The sequence below is a fragment of the Deinococcus sp. Arct2-2 genome (genome assembly GCF_004801315.1).
Lineage (GTDB): Bacteria > Deinococcota > Deinococci > Deinococcales > Deinococcaceae > Deinococcus.
The window spans coordinates 12,472-29,354 of the sequence record NZ_SSNW01000007.1 but is presented as its reverse complement, the minus strand read 5'-3'; the positions used below and the strand labels follow the sequence as shown (position 1 = coordinate 29,354).

General features: G+C 65.3%; 13 protein-coding genes and 1 pseudogene. 3 read left to right on the top strand and 11 right to left on the bottom strand.

Annotated features, from left to right (window positions below):
* Window positions 1-231: 231 nt before the first annotated feature.
* The 8 genes and pseudogenes from E7T06_RS04980 to E7T06_RS04950 all read right to left on the bottom strand — a co-directional run bounded on the left by E7T06_RS04980 (window position 232) and on the right by E7T06_RS04950 (window position 10,462).
* Window positions 232-798 carry a hypothetical protein gene (locus E7T06_RS04980; RefSeq protein ID WP_136364733.1) on the bottom strand — a complete coding sequence of 189 codons (567 nt, stop codon included), beginning with the start codon at window positions 796-798 and terminating at the stop codon, window positions 232-234.
* A gap of 1,052 nt (window positions 799-1,850) precedes the next feature.
* Window positions 1,851-3,896, bottom strand: a complete 2,046-nt coding sequence (locus E7T06_RS04975; RefSeq protein ID WP_136364732.1) for a tetratricopeptide repeat protein — start codon at window positions 3,894-3,896, stop codon at window positions 1,851-1,853.
* Between the two features lie 214 nt (window positions 3,897-4,110).
* A pseudogene (locus tag E7T06_RS21640) lies at window positions 4,111-4,248 on the bottom strand (IS6 family transposase); the annotation flags it as partial.
* Between the two features lie 585 nt (window positions 4,249-4,833).
* A complete protein-coding gene (locus tag E7T06_RS04970; RefSeq protein ID WP_136364731.1) occupies window positions 4,834-7,902 on the bottom strand; it encodes a BTAD domain-containing putative transcriptional regulator in 3,069 nt (1,022 codons plus the stop codon).
* Window positions 7,903-8,064: 162 nt separating this feature from the next.
* The gene (locus E7T06_RS04965; protein WP_136364730.1) at window positions 8,065-8,319 is read right to left on the bottom strand and encodes a hypothetical protein; all 255 of its coding nucleotides are present in this window, start codon (window positions 8,317-8,319) and stop codon (window positions 8,065-8,067) included.
* A gap of 10 nt (window positions 8,320-8,329) precedes the next feature.
* Entirely contained in the window at window positions 8,330-8,518 is a 189-nt protein-coding gene (locus E7T06_RS04960) for a hypothetical protein (RefSeq protein ID WP_136364729.1), read from the bottom strand.
* A gap of 70 nt (window positions 8,519-8,588) precedes the next feature.
* Entirely contained in the window at window positions 8,589-9,350 is a 762-nt protein-coding gene (locus tag E7T06_RS04955) for a carboxypeptidase-like regulatory domain-containing protein (RefSeq protein ID WP_136364728.1), read from the bottom strand.
* Window positions 9,351-9,457: 107 nt separating this feature from the next.
* Window positions 9,458-10,462 (bottom strand): hypothetical protein, encoded by a 1,005-nt coding sequence (locus E7T06_RS04950; protein ID WP_136364727.1) that lies wholly within the window; start codon window positions 10,460-10,462, stop codon window positions 9,458-9,460.
* Window positions 10,463-10,900: 438 nt separating this feature from the next.
* Here E7T06_RS04950 and E7T06_RS04945 point away from each other — a divergent pair, with 438 nt between their 5' ends.
* From E7T06_RS04945 to E7T06_RS04935, 3 genes are all read left to right on the top strand, one after another.
* Window positions 10,901-11,683 (top strand): carboxypeptidase regulatory-like domain-containing protein, encoded by a 783-nt coding sequence (locus E7T06_RS04945; protein ID WP_136364726.1) that lies wholly within the window; start codon window positions 10,901-10,903, stop codon window positions 11,681-11,683.
* Window positions 11,684-11,795: 112 nt separating this feature from the next.
* Complete coding sequence (locus E7T06_RS04940) at window positions 11,796-13,904, top strand: tetratricopeptide repeat protein (protein WP_136364725.1); 2,109 nt, start codon at window positions 11,796-11,798, stop codon at window positions 13,902-13,904.
* Between the two features lie 137 nt (window positions 13,905-14,041).
* On the top strand, window positions 14,042-15,037 hold the full coding sequence (locus E7T06_RS04935; RefSeq protein ID WP_136364724.1) for a hypothetical protein: 996 nt from the start codon (window positions 14,042-14,044) through the stop codon (window positions 15,035-15,037).
* 55 nt (window positions 15,038-15,092) lie between these two features.
* On the opposite strand, the gene E7T06_RS04930 is transcribed toward E7T06_RS04935, so the two are convergent.
* From E7T06_RS04930 to E7T06_RS04920, 3 genes are all read right to left on the bottom strand, one after another.
* Window positions 15,093-15,323 (bottom strand): hypothetical protein, encoded by a 231-nt coding sequence (locus tag E7T06_RS04930; protein WP_136364723.1) that lies wholly within the window; start codon window positions 15,321-15,323, stop codon window positions 15,093-15,095.
* Between the two features lie 107 nt (window positions 15,324-15,430).
* A complete protein-coding gene (locus E7T06_RS04925; protein ID WP_136364722.1) occupies window positions 15,431-16,123 on the bottom strand; it encodes a carboxypeptidase-like regulatory domain-containing protein in 693 nt (230 codons plus the stop codon).
* A gap of 186 nt (window positions 16,124-16,309) precedes the next feature.
* Complete coding sequence (locus tag E7T06_RS04920) at window positions 16,310-16,783, bottom strand: YbjN domain-containing protein (RefSeq protein WP_136364721.1); 474 nt, start codon at window positions 16,781-16,783, stop codon at window positions 16,310-16,312.
* Between the last annotated feature and the right edge of the window lie 100 nt (window positions 16,784-16,883).

Sequence of the window (16,883 nt, the reverse complement as noted above, 5' to 3'; positions counted from 1 at the left end):
ACCAGCGTGTATTGGGAACGGGTCACCATAACGCTGCATGAGTTGGGGTGTCGTGTCAGTGTAGTTAAGCCGGCTGCCTCTGCATCTGGAGCGTACCGCACGAGGTCAAGCGCCACCCTAGGGAGTGTTCCTCACCGCTGCGACAACCCGCCGCTCCGGGTTCGAGGGCCAACAGCAGGCCGAGAACCGCCGAGACCGGCTTCAGCGTGCTGATTAGGGCTGGGACCAGAGTCAGGGCCGCGCTTTGACGGGCGGGACGGTGCTCGTCTGGGTCAATGTGAAGTCGACAAACACATCGTGAGCGCTGTCGTAGTTCCAGTTGCCCGAGCCCTGCAGGGTAGGACGTCCAGCTTTGTCTTTCCCCACCACACCGTCCAGGTCCACCCCGACGAAGCGGATAAATCGGTCCGGGGCCGGGTCGTCCATCTCGACGATCAGTTCGGCCGCTCCGTTGTTGGACGTCGATCCGATCAGGGCTGTATCGCTCTCAAAGGGGCACGCGTCTCCAGCGGGACACCAGACGGCGGCGCCGATGCTGGCGTTCGCGTAGCCTTGTTTGGGCGTCACCCGCTTGGAAATGCTCATCCGGCCAGAAGCGACCGTTCCATTGCGGAACGTGATGGTCCACTTCCACTCGCCGTAATAGGGCGTGCGGGGATCGGTGGCCTCGGTGGCGTTCTTGTTCGGGTTATACGGATAGCTTCTGAGGGTGCCAGCGGGCGTTGTCGGTGCTGAGATGGCGCCTTGACCGACGCTCAGCACCAGAGCAGTTCCAAGCAGCATTAGCTTTTTCATCATCTTCTCCTCGTCGGTCAGGTGAAGACCGAACTGGACTCACCTTAGACAGAGCACCGTGATTGGAGGGTGACTCCAGGGCAGCCTTCACCACGGTCAGGCCCATACACTTCGCCCTGCGCCACTCAACCGTTGGTGACCGAGAGATCCATTGTCTCGTGACCTCGTGCCTCGGGCCGTGAGGGAAGTGGAGACCACACCGTTGACCGCGTAGGAGTTGAGCTTCATCGCCGTTGAAATGGCTGCCTCAACACACGAATGGTGAGGCGCAGCAATGCCAGCGCCGGAGGATGTGTTGAACTGAACCTTCCGTAACGCTAGGCAGGGCCTCGCGGCCTTTTCCCGTTCCACAGTGGATGTGCGGCCTTTACCGCTTCCGGCTTTTCAGACTCTGGTACAAGCGGGCAGCTCCTCTTCGTGCTTCCCGATTCTGCTGGCGAATTCAGGCGACAGTCTCCAACCCCAACATTCTTCGATGTCGAGCGGCGACGATCCGCCCTAGAAAACGACAGGGTGTGAATTCGCCAACAAAGTCCTTCCCTTGCACGAGTCACGGTCTGCTCAGAAACAAGTCTTGTCGAACCATCCTGAATCAGGAGGTCAAGTTGCTTTCCATTCCCTTCGTCGTGGTGAGCCTTCACCTGTCCCGTCCATGCCAGCTCGGCCTTTGACTACTGCGCCACCTGCATCCTCTTGCTCACACGCTGACATGTTCGCGTCCCTCGCGGGCGAAGCAGTTTCAAAATTGCCAAATTCCAACGTGCAGGGCGTTTTAAAGGTCCTTCGTCGTCTGCTGTGTGCTGGGTGGATTGAAGTTCGTCCATCAGGGAGTCACGGTTCCTTTGATCAGTGGCGTGCCTTTTGGCTCAGGCGTAGTGGCCTGGGTTCATCTGTTTGATCTGCCGACACGTTGAGCACAGGCTTCTTTTGTCCCCTGAAATCTTGTGATGCGCTGCAGGGTCCTGCGGGCTTGACCATCGCGATGGTTCTGGGCGGAGAGTAGGTGTCTGCTGCGGCATGACGAGGTCAGATAGACAGCGACGTCCATTGTCAGCTCAGTGGGAAGACCCAGCGATGAGGCTCCAGCGCCCACTGAGTCCTTTAACCGATGAGCCGATTTTGACGGGCCCAACTTTAGTAGACAGGGAGGCTTTGGCTTCAGCCAAGACGCCGACGTCCTTGAATTCTCCTTCAGCATTGAGGGTGACGTAAAAACCGCCTGCTGCTTTGATGCCCGCTGAGGTGAGCGGCACTTCGGCCCCGATTTCGGCCCCTGCCGAAACCGTGACGTCACCGGACGTAAAGCTTTTGTCGACCTTGCCAAACGCGCCAATCCAGCCGGGTGAGGCAACCTTGAGACTGGCCTTGTCACACGACACGCTGATCTGCACCACCTTGATCGACACCGATAGGCTCAGGTGGTCCATGGTGCCGGAGCAGAGGTCGGCGCGCGGCGTATGGAGTGGCCCCGCCACCTCCTGCACCAGTGAGGTCGTCTCACTCTCAACACATACGGTGGCTAGGGTTGTCACCAAGCCGGTCCACTGCGCCGCGCTGTTGACCAAGGTGGCGTAACTGTTGACTGCGGTGTGCTCGGCGGTCAACGAGGCGAACAGGTGCCACTGCGAATCGCTGGAATTGGCGGCCAATCCAGTTTCGAGTCGGTACTGGGCTTCGGCGGCTTTGGCTAGGCGGGTGGCATACAGGTTCATCGCCGCCCGCCAACTGTTGGTCGCGCTACTCATGGCTGGAATACACAGCGCCTGGAGGCGCGGAAGGGCGTCCACTTGGCCAGCTGTCTGGGCATAGAAGCCACTGAACTCTTGGTTGAACCCGTCAATGACCCGCTGCACCTCCCGGTCGGCTTGCTCGGTGGCTGTCCACAGGGACCGAATTCGGGGTTCCCGGCGGGACTGAACAAGGGCGGCGTCCAGCGCTGCTTGCCGCAGCTGCACCAGCGGTGGCTCGCCCAAACGCTGCGCGCCCAGCGAAGAGATGAGTTGACTCTGCTGCTGAGCCAGCCCGTGCACCCGTCCCACCAGTGTGGTCGACAGGGCACCGTAGCTGGCGTTCAGCTCTAAGGCTTCTTTGGGCGACCCAGGTAACTTCAGATTGGGCAGATTGACTCCCTTGCCGTGTGAGATGTCAAACGCCCATTCGATAGGCCGAGTTGTCTCCTCTGTGCCTTCCGGATCGTCGTCCGAAGTGACCTCGGCTGGGGGAACTCCGGTGGGCGTCACGGGGGTTCCGGGCGTGGCTGGGGTAGGTTGGGCGGTGCGCCGTCCGCTGGCCCGGAGGAGGGTTGCGGCCTCTGCCGTTTTCCCTGTGCAGGCCAGTGCCCGGGCCAAGTTACTCCGCGCCTCCACCAAATCGGGGGTGAGGCGCAGCGCCTGACGGAAGAGCGGTTCTGCGCTGCCAGCCTGACCCAGATCCAGGAGTGCCACTCCCCGGTTGTTGAGGGCGACGGCCTGAGGCGACCATCCCAATGCGCCGCCAATGGGAAGGGGGAGTTGGTTGGCAGCGTCCAACACGGCCAGTGCTTCATTGGGGAGCGCCAGCACCACCAGCGCGCCGCCCAGATTTACCAACGTTTCGGCGTCTTTGGGATCCAGGCGGTGGGCCGTCAGCAGGGCGGCCGCCGCCGCGTTTGGCTTATTCAGCAGGGTAGCTTCCAGCGCGGCGGCCTTGGCTTTGGCCGCGCTGCGGGCGTCCTCACTGGCCGCGAGAGCCTTGAGACCCGCTGGATCGTGCTGCTCCAGCCAAGCTTGGGCGTGGGCCAGTGCACTGGAGAGGCTCAGAGCGACTGGGCGCTGGGCAGGCGGCTGAAGTCCAGCACTGTCCAGCGCCGCCTGTAGGGCCTGCGGGGAGAGTGGGGACGCGTTTCCCAGATGATTCTCCAGCTGGGCCAGCAGGGCGCCCGCATTGCCGGACTCGCCGCAGGCTGTGGCTTGCAGCTCGGCCACCTTATCTTGCGCTTCTTCTAGGGCCGGGCGGGGGAGGGCGTCGCTCCAGGCCCGCCAAGGCTGAGTCTGGGCAGAAGCCGTGCTGAGCAGCAGCGCACAAGCGAGCGCGGCCCAAGGACTTTTGTGAAAAAAGGTCATGATCTGACTGTAGGAGACCGTGCGTGACTGACCAGTGACTGTAGTGAAGAGGCCATCGGCTTTTGGCAATCTGCTTCAGATGGCTGCCGCGGCCCTGTGGTCACCCCGCCACCAGCTGGAACCTTGGCGGGGTTCCGGCTGGTGCCGGTCTTCCGCACAGAGTCCACTAGGCTTGATACTGCATTCGCCGAGACTCCCGTCCCCGACCTGTTGGGCCGCACTGATGCAGGAATTCCTGCAGATCCCGATCGCTGAGCGGGAAACGGTGGTCGAGCCAGGTCGCGTGCTGGACGATGGTCATTGGGACGCGGTGGCGGTAGGGTTGGGGGCCGGTCACGGCGGGTGAAGCCATCGCAGCCCCAATAGAGGCAGCACAACTATTAAGCGGCGAAAACACACACAGGATGCTTGAGCCTCGGGGCTTGGACTTCCACCATCACGCCGGGACCAGCGGTTGCATCTGGACCGAACGAAGCGGACAGGCGCCCTCATGGTCGCCCGTTCTCTAGGAAGCACAATTAAAAAGCGTTCCAAACGCAGGTTGCAGTTGCGGCGGGGATGGCCTCGTCCTCAGGTCACCCCCACCCTCTGTTGGAGGGCTGGGAAAGGCAACACACCCATTGCTGGACGCCCCGGTCGCTTCATGGGACGAGGAGGCACGCCCTGTCGCGTGCCCAATGATGCACGCCGGAAAACAGAGGTGGGATTTGTCGTCGTTCATGAGTGGCAAGTCCCTCCCGGCTAGGTTAAAGCAGCACAACCTTTTGCACCTGTGAGGCCCGGCGTAGACGTTACGCTCCCTAGCGCAATGCAGCCAGAGGAAATGCCCGCTGCTGCTGGAGGTAGGGTCTACGCTGAGGTACAGACGATCAGGTCCCTGTGGGTGACCACCGGGCGGAAGTGAGCGCCGCCAGGGTTCTGAGCCTCCACAGGATGGTCACAGGGCACTCCAATGGTTTTCCGGCAACCCGTGCTGTTCACGCAGCACCTGTGCGGCCTCCTGGTGAACCCGGCCTGCGTCTGAACCGAGCCGCACGGCCAGCAAGTCGTGGAGCCGAGCTTGCCACGCGACGTTGGAGGCCGCCTGGAGCTCACGTTCAGCCTGGGCGAGGTGAGGGTCTGCCTCGGTTCCCTGTCCGAGGGCCAGCAAGATCGTCGCCTCCTCCAAATTTCGCGCCGCCTTGAGGTGGCCCGGGAAAGGCCGCCCATCACGCGAGCGGGCGATCTCGCTGCGGGCCTCCTCCAGCTGTCCGGCGAGGCGCAACGTTTTGGCGTGGAGCACCGGGAAATAGCCGAGCAGCGCGCTGTGTTCCGGACCGTGATCCCGTTGAGCTTGATCGTACAACGCACGGGCGAGTTCGAGATCACCGGACGCCTGCGCGACCATGATCTGTGCGTTCAGGAGCGCGATGCGCTCGCCGTGGTTGGCATCCAGGCGGCCCAGGTGCGCGGCCCCCCGAGCCACCACCTCGCGGGCCGCCGCCACCTCACCGAGTTCGCACAGCACGCGCGCTAGCTTGGCGAGGCTCGACCCCGCCCGCAGGAAATCCTGTCTGCGGAGGTGCAGCGCCTCTGCCCGCTCCAGATGAGCGCGGGCCTCGCGCGGCGAGGTGGCGCTCAGGGCCAGCCCCAACCCCTCCTGCGCCTTGGCCTGCCACTCCAGCGACGCCGTGCGCCCGCCAAGGTCCGCCAGCCGCCCGAGATGAACGAGCGTCTCCTCGTGCTGCCCCCGCACAAAGGCCACGAGCGCCAGCCCCTCGGTGAGCTGCGCTTCCACGAGCCACGCTTCCTGACCCGGTTCGGCGGAGCGCAGGGCCGCCAGGCCCGCCTGAACGATCGGCTCGATGCGGCCCACGTCGAACGTCCGTTCGAGCAGGCGGTATTCCTGCATGAGGGCGGTGGCGCGCTCCATAGGCGTGACGGCTTGGATGTGTAACGCCCGGACGGCGTCCCCGTGCCGGGGATCGTCCATGTTGGCGAGCACCTCGGCGCGCAGCGCCAGGGCGGCGAAGGCGGCGGCGGAGTCGTGGGGGGCCAGCAGTTCGGCGGCCTGCACGAAGAAGCGTTGGGCTTCCTCCAGTCGGGCGGCCCGCCACGCCACGTGTCCGGCCCGGATCAGCCACGGAGCGGCCTGCGCCGTGTTGCCCCCGGCTAGCCAGTGCCCGGCGATGCGCGCGGGCGAACCTTCGCCTAACGCGGTCAGCGTGCGGGCTGCCGCGCGGTGCAGCAGACGGCGCACGCCCTCAGGCGTCTCCCCCCGCAGAGTCTCGGCGATCAGATCGTGGCTGAAGCGCTCGCCGACCACGATCTGAGTCTCCTCCAGCTCCTCCCAGGCGGCGGCAACCTCCAGCAAGGGCGCGCGCAGCACCTCGGCCACGCGTTCAAGGTCGAAATCGCTCTGCAAGACGGCGGCGGCCCGCGCGGCGTGCAGGGCGGAGGTCGAGAGCCCAGCCAGGCGACGCGTGATGATGCCCGACACTTTCTCAGCCACGGGGAGGGGCCCCACCGCGCCCTGCGGCCCCTGTTCAAGCATGTGCTTGACGGTCTCCAGCACGAACAGCGGGTTGCCCCCAGTGAAGCGGGCAAGCTCCGCGCTGCGCCCCTCGATTCCGGGCAGGTCGAGGCTTCCCACCAGTTCCTGCACGTCCGCGTCCAGCAGCGGCGCGAGGTCAATCCAGACCGACTGTCCGGCAGCCACGAACCGCTCGAACACCGCGCGTGTGCCCGGATCCAGTTCCTCGGCCCGGAAGGTGCCGACGAAATGCGGCAGTCCGCCCGCCTGCCCCAGCGGGAAGTGGCTCGCCAGCATCGCCATGCCCATGTCGGTGGTGGCCAGGTCGACCTCGTGCAGATCCTCAAACACGCTCACCACTGCGCCCAGAACCTGGATGGCCACGCCTGACATGACATGAATGGCCTCGATCATGCGCGGATCGCGAGGGCCGCCGCGCAGGTCCGCCCGCGTCTCAGGCAGCAGAGGCCCCAGGGCAGGCATGACCCACCCCGGCAGCTCGAACCCCGGCGGCAGGAGGTCCAGCACCCGGCGCAACATGCGTGCGGTCGTCGAAAAGGGCGCGGCGCGGTCGCCCGGCCGTCCCTCCAGACGAAAGGCCGGACCCTTGCTCGCCACGAAGTCGTGCATCAGCCGCGATTTGCCCGCGCCTGCAGGGCCGACAAGCAGGATGGACTGCCCGTTCGCCCACGCCTCTTCCATCCTCGCCCATGCCGCCGCCCGTCCCACCAAGACAGGCGGTCTCAGAACCGAGAGCGGGATACGGCGCGCCGAGGGTACTGGGGGCACCTCAACCGCGCCCCGGTCGATCAGGCGGGCAAGATCCTGGGTCTCAGGCATCGGCTCCACTCCCAGCTCGCGTTCCAGGACGCCCCGGCAGCGGTGGTAGGCCTTCAAGGCCGCCGGGCGGTCGCCAGTCAGGTACAGCAGCCGCATCAGGCGGCGGTGGGCGTCCTCCGACAGTGGATCAAGGTCAATCAGGTCGCGGGCCAGGCGGATGGCCCCAAGAAGGTCGCCCTCGGCCTCTGCCCTGCTCGCGGCCCCCGTCAACCGCTCGGCCCGCGCGAGGTCGAGCCGCTCCCGCCACGCCAGCAGCCACTCCGCGAGGTCGGGTTGATCGTCGAGGGCCACGCCATCGAGCAGCACGCCGGGCGGCACGGTGCCGGCCTCGGGCAGAGGCGAACCCGTGACACCCCAGGCCGTCACGTCCGAGCTCAGGGCGGTGCCGAGTGCGACCGCCTCCCCCGCATGAAGAAGGTCGGGGTGGTGGCTTTTCGCCACGCGGCGCAGCAGATGCACGAGGTTGTTGCGCGCTCCCCCCTCGGGTGTGTCCGGCCAGAGGAGTCCCGCCAACCGCGAGCGTGACGTAGATCCCTCCAGGGCGAGGTAGGTCAGGAGGGCGAGCGTCCGCTGCTCACAGCGCACCGCCCTCCCAGACGGATCGAGAAGGCGCGGTTTACCGAAGGCCGCCAGGTGCCAGGGCGCGCTGCTCATGATTCTTTAAAGATACCAGAGCGGCACCGTTCACCCATCACCTTGTGCGGCACCGATGGTTCCTATGCAGGCCGTCAGCGCAGGGTTCGGAAGCAGGGAGGCGAGGTCTTTCCGGCGGCCTGGCGGAGGCGGACGAGGAGGCTCAGGTCGCCGCGTGACCGGTCAGGTGGGATGACAAAGAGAAGGACGCTCCTCGCACAGGAGTCCCGCACCGATCAGTGCCACGAGGCCGGGCAGGACGAGCCACGCCCGGACCCGTGCGGAGAGACTCGGCAGGAGGACAGAGCGCGTGCCGTCGGGCGAGTGGTACACCGTCACTTGGGAGCTGGGCTTGTCACGCTCTTGCTGTGCCCGTGCCCAGGCCGCGTCAACGGACGCAGCCCCGGACACCGTGAAGTCATGAGTCACTCGGGTCACGCCCAGGGCCCTAGAGCGGTACGTGACGCGAGGCCCAAAGCGCTCGATCTCGGTTGTCGTTGGCGTTGATCTCCTGGGAGACGCTGCGCTCGAACGCCGAGGACAGAACGACGCCCTGCACGCCTTCCCAATGAGATTCGCTCGTCACGCTCCTCAACACGGGCACCCGCACCGCACCCACCACGAGACCCAGCAACACCCAGGCGACGCCGAACGTTCTGCGCAAGTCTTCCCGTCCTTGGCCTGGACACGTTGACGCATCCCCCTGCTCACCGCCGGGGATGAACCATCGACACTTCCAGCGTCACGCCTGTGCCCGCCCAGTAGATCATGTCCACGGTGGCGCTGGGGCCATAGTCACCTTTGCGCGGCGCGAGCCAGATCGGCCCCTTGCTCGAGATCGAGCGCGCCGTGACGGTGTAGCGGCCCTGCGGCACCTCGAAGGGAAGCTGAGATTGGCGAAGCTTGATGGGCTGGCCCTTCGAGCCGTCAATGAGCGATCCGAGCGGGGTCAGGATGAACTCGACGTCACCGTATTCAGGCATCTCCCCAACGTCGGACAGACCAAGCTGCGCGTAGAACATCGCGCCGTAGTAGCCGCCCCCCGGTGACTTCCCCATGATCCTCAGGGTGAAGTTCCGAACCGCGCCATCCTTGCCTAGAAAGGCCGCCGTATTGTCGGGTTCGGGAGTCAGCGTCCGCTGGTCGCCGTTGTACTTCACCACAAGGTGAGCGACGGCTGTCCACGAATTCAGGATTGGCATCTTCGAGAGGTCAAGGTCGTAGCGGCCCTGCGCGTCCGTGGTCGTCCAGACCTCGGAGCCGTCGATGACCGTGTTGTCCGCGCCGACACGCACCCCTTTCAGAGGCACGCCCAGGGAGTTTGTCACCACGCCGACCATGTGGAAAGGGCGCGCCTTGACGGGTACCGCTCGCGTCTGGCTCTGCTGGATCTGCGCGGTGGCAGCCTGGGTGTGGGAGATGGGGGCGAGCGGCGCGAGGAGCGAAACGGCAAGGGGCAGGGTTCGCATGGGTTGTTCTCCTTTGGGATCACTTCGGGAGAGGGAACTGGTGATGCTTTCCGTGGGACGGAAAAACGAGATCCTGCGCTCCCCACTCCAGCTCTCTCGTCCACTACTCAGGGGTTGTTGAGGAAGAGTTCGAGGGTCTCGCCGTAGTGGCTGTCGTGGGTGAAGGCAGCCCGCACGTTGGTCGAGGCCTCTTTCTGGAGGCGCGAACTCAGCAGAAGCTGCTGCCTGACGCCGTTCAAGACCTGTGTGGCGCTGACCCGGTAGCGGCCCAGCGGCACATTCTGAACGCCGGAACCAACAACGAACTTTCGTGTGAACGGCCTGGTGCTGCCCGTGGCGTTCGGACCGTCAGGGGTAAAGGTGAACTCCAGGGAGTCGTAATCGAGTTCGACGTTGCTGTGGGCGATGGAGGTGTACACCTTGCCGCCCGGAGCGTCGCTGGCCTTATAGGTGAAGTTCCGCACTGCGCCCTTGGATCCATCGAAAGGCGTGTCATCGTCGGGCGACAGGCGCACCTCGAACAGCTGCCTACCTACCTCCCCCCTCAGGTAGGCGCCCGCATTCCAGGTGCCGGGTTGATGGGCCAAGGCGATGCGGTAGCGGCCCTGGGCGTCGGTCTTGCCGAGCGCGTTCATGTTGTAGAAGGCGGTGTGGTCGGCGAAGACCTCGACACCTGCCAGGGGTTTGCCCTTCTCGTCGCGCACCACGCCCGTCATGACGTAAGGTCCGGCCTTGCCGGGGGCGCTCGCCGCCGTGGAGGAGACCCGCGTCAGGGTCATAATGTTTTCCTTGGAATTGGTGTGAACTTGGTACGTTCCGCTCAGGGTGTTGCCCCCCAGCTTGAGGTTCACCGTGGCGGTCTTGCCGTCCACCCACTTGAAGGTGTACGTGACGAGGTTCTTCTGGGCGTTGAAGGAGCCCGTGACCGGGAAGTCCATCTTCGCGAAGTGCGTGACGCCCGTGACCCTGTTGCCTTTGAGGGTCAGGCTCGCTTCCAGCGGGGCAAAGCCGTTCAGCAGGCCTTTCCAGGAGCCGCTGACGGGGTCGAGGGGCGCGGCGGAGGCGGCGGGCAGGGCGAGAAGGGTGAGGGCGAGCAGTCGGACGTGGGTCATGATGGATTCCTTTCGCACAGGCTGGTGCGCTTCGACTGGCCGGATGATGCGGGGGGCAGGATGATGGGCCGATGGTGCCCCCGGGGACGCAGCGAGCGGCGGCCCCCGGAAAGCCGAGGATGGTTCCCTCCGCACTTAAGGAGACCCCGCGTTCCATTGAGGGCGGTCATTTGTTTTGAGCAACTACAGCCAGGACGTTGCACCACAGCGGGGGGAAGCTGCCTTCCCAGGGTGAACACTTCCGGCCAACCCGATTGACGGGTTGTCTCACCGGAGAGACGGAGCAGCGAGCACGTAGGTTCAACCCAGGTCAGCAGGTAGGGGCGGTCGCCTCCGCCCTTGGAGGTCTTTCAGCGGCACCATCGGCCCATCATCTGCGTGCTCCTACGCTCCACTCACTGAAAGCGGCGCGTCCACAGCCGCCCCAGGAGGAACGACATGAAGAACGCGAAACTGCTGCTGCTCGCCCTGACCGTCACCACCCTCTCCGCCTGCGGGGGAGGTGCCACCTCAGGCCAACCCGCCCCCACGCCGCCCAGTACAGGGCAGCCCGCTCCGATTCCGCCCTCCCCTCAACTTCCTGTGCCCGGCACCCTCACCCCATACGTCATGACAGGCACCGTAAGAGCCGAGGCTGGTGAGCCTCTCGCCGATGTGGAGGTCTTTGCCGACCACACCGCCTACTACAACATGAACGCGCTCGGCAAGACCGACGCCCAGGGCCGCTACCGGATCGCCCTGGCGCACCAGCCCGGCACCTGGGCGGCGGGCGCGTATCTGCGTCTGAGCTTCGGTGGACAGATGTACGAGGTGCGCCTCAGCCCGGACACCGACATGCCCTTCGACGGCGCGCAGGGCGCAGTGCGGGACTTCACGCTCGGTGCTGACGACCTGCCCTCGGGCAAAGTGAACACCTCCGTCGCGCATTCCGCTGTGGAGCTCGACTACGACACCCTGGACTTCACCTTCACGCCTGACGGACCCAATATGCTGGGCAGCACCACACCCTTTACCCGCCCCTTCACCGACGGCTCCGGCGTCCTGGGCGTGCCCATCGGGCGTTACTTTGTGAGCGCCACTCACGTCCTGAACGGCATCAAGGAACAGCTGCTGCTGAGCTCTGCGGATCAGAAGACCTTCGCGCCCAGGGTACTCGCCCTGTTCCACGACGAGGGCGACCGTTACGGCAACACGATGGAGCTCTACCTCAAGAACCCCTGAACGCCTCCTCCCCCCCTCAGGCCGCCTTCGCCGGGCGGCCCTTTCTGTTGTCTGCCGTCCCAGTCGTACCCCCACCATCCGGCCATCATTCTCCCTGCGTCACCCTGAAGCTATGAAGACCACCTGGATGTTACTGCTGGCCCTCGGAACCGCCCTGCTCGCCTCTCCCGCCCTGGCTGCCGGGCCGTGGGTGTCGCTGAGCGACCAGACTGTCCTGCACCCCTTCGACAAGATGCGCGCGGAAGTCGCTGAGCAGCGCACCGGTGCCTGCAAGCCCGCCGTGCGCGACTACAAGACGCCCGGCCTCGCGCCCGCCGCTGGCCTGGACATTGACGAGGCCATCAAGTCGTTGGAGAAGATGCTGGCGACCCTGAAGCCCGGCGATCCCTCCCGCCCGCCCGTGGAACAGTCGCTGAAACAGCTGCGCGAACTCAAAGAGAAGGGCACCAAGGTCTTGGCCCTGCCCATCCGCCGCGAGAAGGGGGCGATGACCTTCGAGACCGCTCTCAAGACGGCGGAGACACTGGTCGGTGCAGCGGGCCGGAAAGCCGCCGGGGGCACGTCCTCGGATGTGGCGGCGGCGCTCTCCGTGAAGAGCCCACGCGCGGCCCTGGCCCTGCTTCTTGCCAGGCACCGTGCCAAACCCAAGGACGCGATGACGCTGGTGAACCTGGCGGGCGTGCTCACCCTCGCGGGCCTGCCCCGTGAGGCCATCGCGGTGCTGGACTGGGCAGCGGAACTGGGCGGTCCACTGCCCGCACCCGGCGGCGTGCCCGGCCAGGCCATCGCGTTGACCAACCGGGGCCACGCCTTCTTGGGGCTGGGCCGCTGGAGCGAGGCGCAGGCTCCACTCAAACAGGCGCTGACGCTCGCCCCTGACCTCTCTGAAGCCCGCATGAACCTCTCCAAGGCCCTGCTGTGCAGCGGCGATGTCGCTGGCGCAACCAAAGAGCTGCGTGCCGCCCTGCGGCGCACGCCCGCACCCGAATCGCAGGACATCATCCTCAAGGAAAAGACGCCGGGACGTCCCGGCGACGGCGTGGGGCCACGCGAGCAGTCCCCGACCCGCCGTCCATCGGCGGCGCTCCTCGACCTGTCGCGCGGCGCGGTATTCGAGCTGCCGCAGCTCAAGCTGCCCAGGAACCGCCGTGAAGCCATTGTCCTGCACCCGCAATATGAGGCGCTGGAACGGCAGGGGCGCGCCATTCTGCGCGCCCTGGGAGAGCAGGCCACGGCGGTCAACCTCTCGCAGGTGCTTGATCCCGGCGAGCTCCGCTGGTTCAAGCTGGTGAACGGGGCCATCAGCACTTCCATCTTCGAGCCGGAAGTCTGGCCCGCGCACAAGGCCGCGTACGACGCCCACTACGCGCTCGACCAGGCGTGGCGTCCGCTGGCCGATCAGCGGAACAAGACGCTGGAAACGCGGCTGCATGCCCTGCCGCTTGGACACACCTGCGCAGACGTGGACGCCGTGTACGACGACGTGTATCAGACCTATATGGACGCCCTGCGGCCCTACCTCAAAGGGCAGGAGCAGGCGATGGCGCGGTACGTCTCGGCGCGCGTCAAGTTCGAAACCGCGCTCGCGGCCAACCTTCCCGATCCGGCGGTGCGCGCCGCCAAGCGGGCGCAGATCGAGGCGTCAGCCAAGGCTATGTTCTACGGCCCGGTCGTGTACGGAGGGGTGTTTTTCAGCGAGGTGCCGAACCTGTTCTGCACCGGACAGACCCTGCCGGGCGTCCCCCTCGACCTCGCCGAACTGCCCACCCTCGACGCCGATCCCTGCGGCGGGGTGTTCTCGGGGGCCAAGGTGAAGTCCAAGGTGCCTTCCGCTGGCCTCAAGGCGCGGGGGCTGGGCCTGAGCTTTTCGCTGAGCTGCAAGAAGATCGACATCGAACTCTCCACCTCATCCCTGATGGACACCGACTGGCTGGGTGGCTTCGCCTCGGCGAGCCTGGACTGGAACGGCAACGCCACCCTCTTCACGGGCGTCAAAGCCGAACTCAAGCTGCCCAAGGGCGTGCCTGTCACGGGCGGAGTCGGGGCCAAGGAGGGCATCTACATCAAGTTCGGCAAGGACGGCATTCAGGACGCTGGAATGCGCGTCGAACTCAAGGGTTCACTGGGCGCAGGACCCGACGCCAGCACCGGCCTGTGGGAGGGCAAGCTCGAGCAGGAATTCGGCATCGCGGCCGCCGCTGCTTACTGGACCGGCAACTGAGACAAGGCCATGTGAAGTGGGGAGGTGCCGACGCGCTCGGGCCTCCTTTTTCTCTGTCAGCCCACCATGCCCTCATCATCCACGCCTTCCTAAGGTAGGCGTAGCTCACAGGCCCCAGCGGCCACCCAGGAGACCCCATGAAGAAGACCGTTCGTCTCATCTTGCCCGTGTTGGCTGCCCTCACCCTCGCCCAGGCCGCACAGGCCACCACCCCCAGCCGCGTGGTTCAGGGCACCACCGAACTGGAAGGTGAGGTCGCCAAGCTCGGCGAGACCTTCACTCTGGGCAAGCAGAGCCCGCTAAACTTCACGCTGCTGAAGGTCGAGTACAGCGTGGGCCACGTGGTGATCGGCAACACGGTGTATTCCCCCAAGGCTGCCGAGAAACTGCTGCTCCTGCACTTCGCGGTTCACAACCCGCAGAGGCGCGACGTGCGCTACTACTGGCCCGACCTGAAGTTCACGGCGGTAGATGCCCAGGACCGCAACCACCCCTATGCCCAGGCGGTGGCCCGCGACGGCACCACCGAGCGCCTGGAGATCAACCTCAAGCCCGCCCAGAAAGTCAACGTCCTGACCGTCATCCGAGTGCCTGCCGGGGGAGGCGTGCCCAAGCTGCTGGTACAGCGCGAGGCGGCCCTGCTGCGCTACGACCTGCGCGGCCAGGTGCAGCCGCTCCCCAAGGCGGTAGCCGACCCTACTGATACCAGCGGCGCGACTCCGCTGACGCAGGTGCCCGCCGCCCTGAAGACCTTCAATCCACTCGAGCGCTTCGACGTGCGGCTTGACGACGTGAAGTTCACGGGGGAAGCCCTGAACGGGAAGGCTCCCGCTGCCGGGCAGCGCTACCTGAGCGCCGTTTTCACGCTCCGCAACATGGAGCCGGGCGGCGGGCGCTACGCCTGGTCCGACTTCAAACCCATGTTGAGAGACGCGGACGGCGAGCGCGTGGAGTACAACGGCCTGCTGCTCAAGGCCAGCCGGGATGAGACGGCGGGCGGGACGCTGGGGGCAGGCGAGGAGGTTCGGGTGCGCTTCTTCTTCGCCCTTCCCGCGAATGTGAACGGTCAGACCCTGACGCTGGCCGACGGGACAGGCCGCGCCTACGTGTACGACGTAAGCGGTGTGCGCTGAGTCAGGGGACGCGGTATTCACAGAAAGGAGACGGGGGCCACAGCTCCCGTCACTTTCATTTGGCGCTTCCCGGAAGACCAGAAGGACGCTGGCTGTCTCGCCAGCCGAACCAGAGAGACACCACCCAGACGCTCAGGCCCAACGCCCCACACAGCCCCGTGCCCCAGCCGGGCCAATCGCTCCCCACACCGTACAACGCCAGCAGCACGAGCAGGAAGCCCAGGCCGAAGCGGTTGAGGAAGACAGCGCCCAGGGCGCGGAGGGTCAGGTCAATCAGGGCGTCCATGGGGGCACGCTAGCAGCGGCTGGATGATTGCAGCGTGATGCTCGGGGGCATGCAAAAAGCCCAGACCTGCAGGTCTGGGCTTGCGCTAAGCGGTAGAGATGGCCGGTTCAGGGCAACCTGGTATTGAACGAGAGCCGAACCCCGTACAGGCCGTCTTTGAAAGTGTTCACGGCCGAGGTCGCCCACGCCTCGCTGCCCTGGGCCTGAACCAGCACGGACTGGCCGCCTTTCAACTTCGCGGTCATGCGGTAGCGGCCCAGCGGGACGTCCTTCACCACCGACGTTTCAGGACGGATGACCAGAACCTTACCCTTGCTGCCGTCGATCAGTGGGCCCTCGGGGGTCAGGGTGACGATCAGGTTCCCGTAGGCGATGCCATCGCCGTGGAAGACGTTCATTTGCTCCCCCAGCACGCCGCCCTCGTGCGGGCCGCTGAGCTTCCAGATAAAATCGCGCACCGCGCCCACCGATCCCTGAAAGGCGGCCCTGTCGTTCGGGTAGAGGGTCATGCGGAAACGCTCGCCGTGATAATCGCGTTCTACCGTTGCACCGGGCCGCCAGGTGCCGACGTCATGGGGCAGTTCGATGCGGTAGCGGCCCTTGGCATCGGTTTTGGCTACCACGTTCATGTCGTAGTACACCGTGTTGTCGGCATAGACCTCCACGCCTGGTACGGGCTGGCCCTGAGCGTTCTTCACCACCCCAGTCATGACGTAGGGTGTGGGTTTGCTCGTGGCCCCGAGGGCAAGGTTTCCGGTTGCGCCAACGACAAGCAAGGCCAGCATCTTCTTGTTCTTCATAGCTTTCTCCTCAGGAACGCCCGCTGCCGGGTCGTCTGTTGCTGGGAAGAGCGTAGGGGGAAGGTGATGATGGGCGGATGGTGCGGCACGCCTTCGGTTCGGTCTGCTCCACGCGGCGTATCGGTTCATCAAGAAGAGTGGCTGGGAAGGGTGATGCCCCTCCCAGCCAGGCTCCCGCCCTGACACTCAGTACAACTTGTCTCCAAACTCGCCGAGTTCGTCCAGATAGGCGTCAAACCATACCTTGAAGTTGGCTTTCGTGTACCCGCCCGTGAGCGTGTAAAAGGCGTCCAGGTACACCCCGTCCTTGTCCTCGTAGGCCTGGCTGTACCACTCGGCATTCCAGCCCGCCAGAACCTTGGCAAGCCCATTCCTATCCTTGGGGAACTCGAAGCCGTTGCTGGCGGTCGCGCGGGTGCACAGGCCGTCCTTGCAACCGCTGAAATAAAGGTACACGGAGTCGCCGTTCACCTTGAGGGCGATGGACGGCGGGGTAGTGGTGTCACCGGGTCTGAGTTCCGGCTTATAGCCCGCGTCGTTGAGTGCCTTGACCAGGGACGCGGGCTTGGCGTCAAGAACCTCCGCCGTAGCGGCGTGGGCCGAGGGCAAGGCGGTGAGGACGAGGGCGGTGAGGGACAGGGCCACAGGGTTTCGTTTCATGCCCGGAGTGTGCCTGGGGGGAGATGATTGGCGGATGGTGCGCCCGGCGAGTGGAAGGCTGCTCTACTACCCGAACAACGCTGCGGCACACCGAGGAGAG

What these genes read in the sequence shown, in the direction of transcription:
- E7T06_RS04980 (WP_136364733.1), bottom strand. Translation starts at nt 798, where the DNA reads ATGATGAAAAAGCTAATGCTGCTTGGAACTGCTCTGGTGCTGAGCGTC.
- E7T06_RS04975 (WP_136364732.1), bottom strand. Translation starts at nt 3,896, where the DNA reads ATGACCTTTTTTCACAAAAGTCCTTGGGCCGCGCTCGCTTGTGCGCTG.
- E7T06_RS04970 (WP_136364731.1), bottom strand. Translation starts at nt 7,902, where the DNA reads ATGAGCAGCGCGCCCTGGCACCTGGCGGCCTTCGGTAAACCGCGCCTT.
- E7T06_RS04955 (WP_136364728.1), bottom strand. Translation starts at nt 9,350, where the DNA reads ATGCGAACCCTGCCCCTTGCCGTTTCGCTCCTCGCGCCGCTCGCCCCC.
- E7T06_RS04950 (WP_136364727.1), bottom strand. Translation starts at nt 10,462, where the DNA reads ATGACCCACGTCCGACTGCTCGCCCTCACCCTTCTCGCCCTGCCCGCC.
- E7T06_RS04945 (WP_136364726.1), top strand. Translation starts at nt 10,901, where the DNA reads ATGAAGAACGCGAAACTGCTGCTGCTCGCCCTGACCGTCACCACCCTC.
- E7T06_RS04940 (WP_136364725.1), top strand. Translation starts at nt 11,796, where the DNA reads ATGAAGACCACCTGGATGTTACTGCTGGCCCTCGGAACCGCCCTGCTC.
- E7T06_RS04935 (WP_136364724.1), top strand. Translation starts at nt 14,042, where the DNA reads ATGAAGAAGACCGTTCGTCTCATCTTGCCCGTGTTGGCTGCCCTCACC.
- E7T06_RS04930 (WP_136364723.1), bottom strand. Translation starts at nt 15,323, where the DNA reads ATGGACGCCCTGATTGACCTGACCCTCCGCGCCCTGGGCGCTGTCTTC.
- E7T06_RS04925 (WP_136364722.1), bottom strand. Translation starts at nt 16,123, where the DNA reads ATGAAGAACAAGAAGATGCTGGCCTTGCTTGTCGTTGGCGCAACCGGA.
- E7T06_RS04920 (WP_136364721.1), bottom strand. Translation starts at nt 16,783, where the DNA reads ATGAAACGAAACCCTGTGGCCCTGTCCCTCACCGCCCTCGTCCTCACC.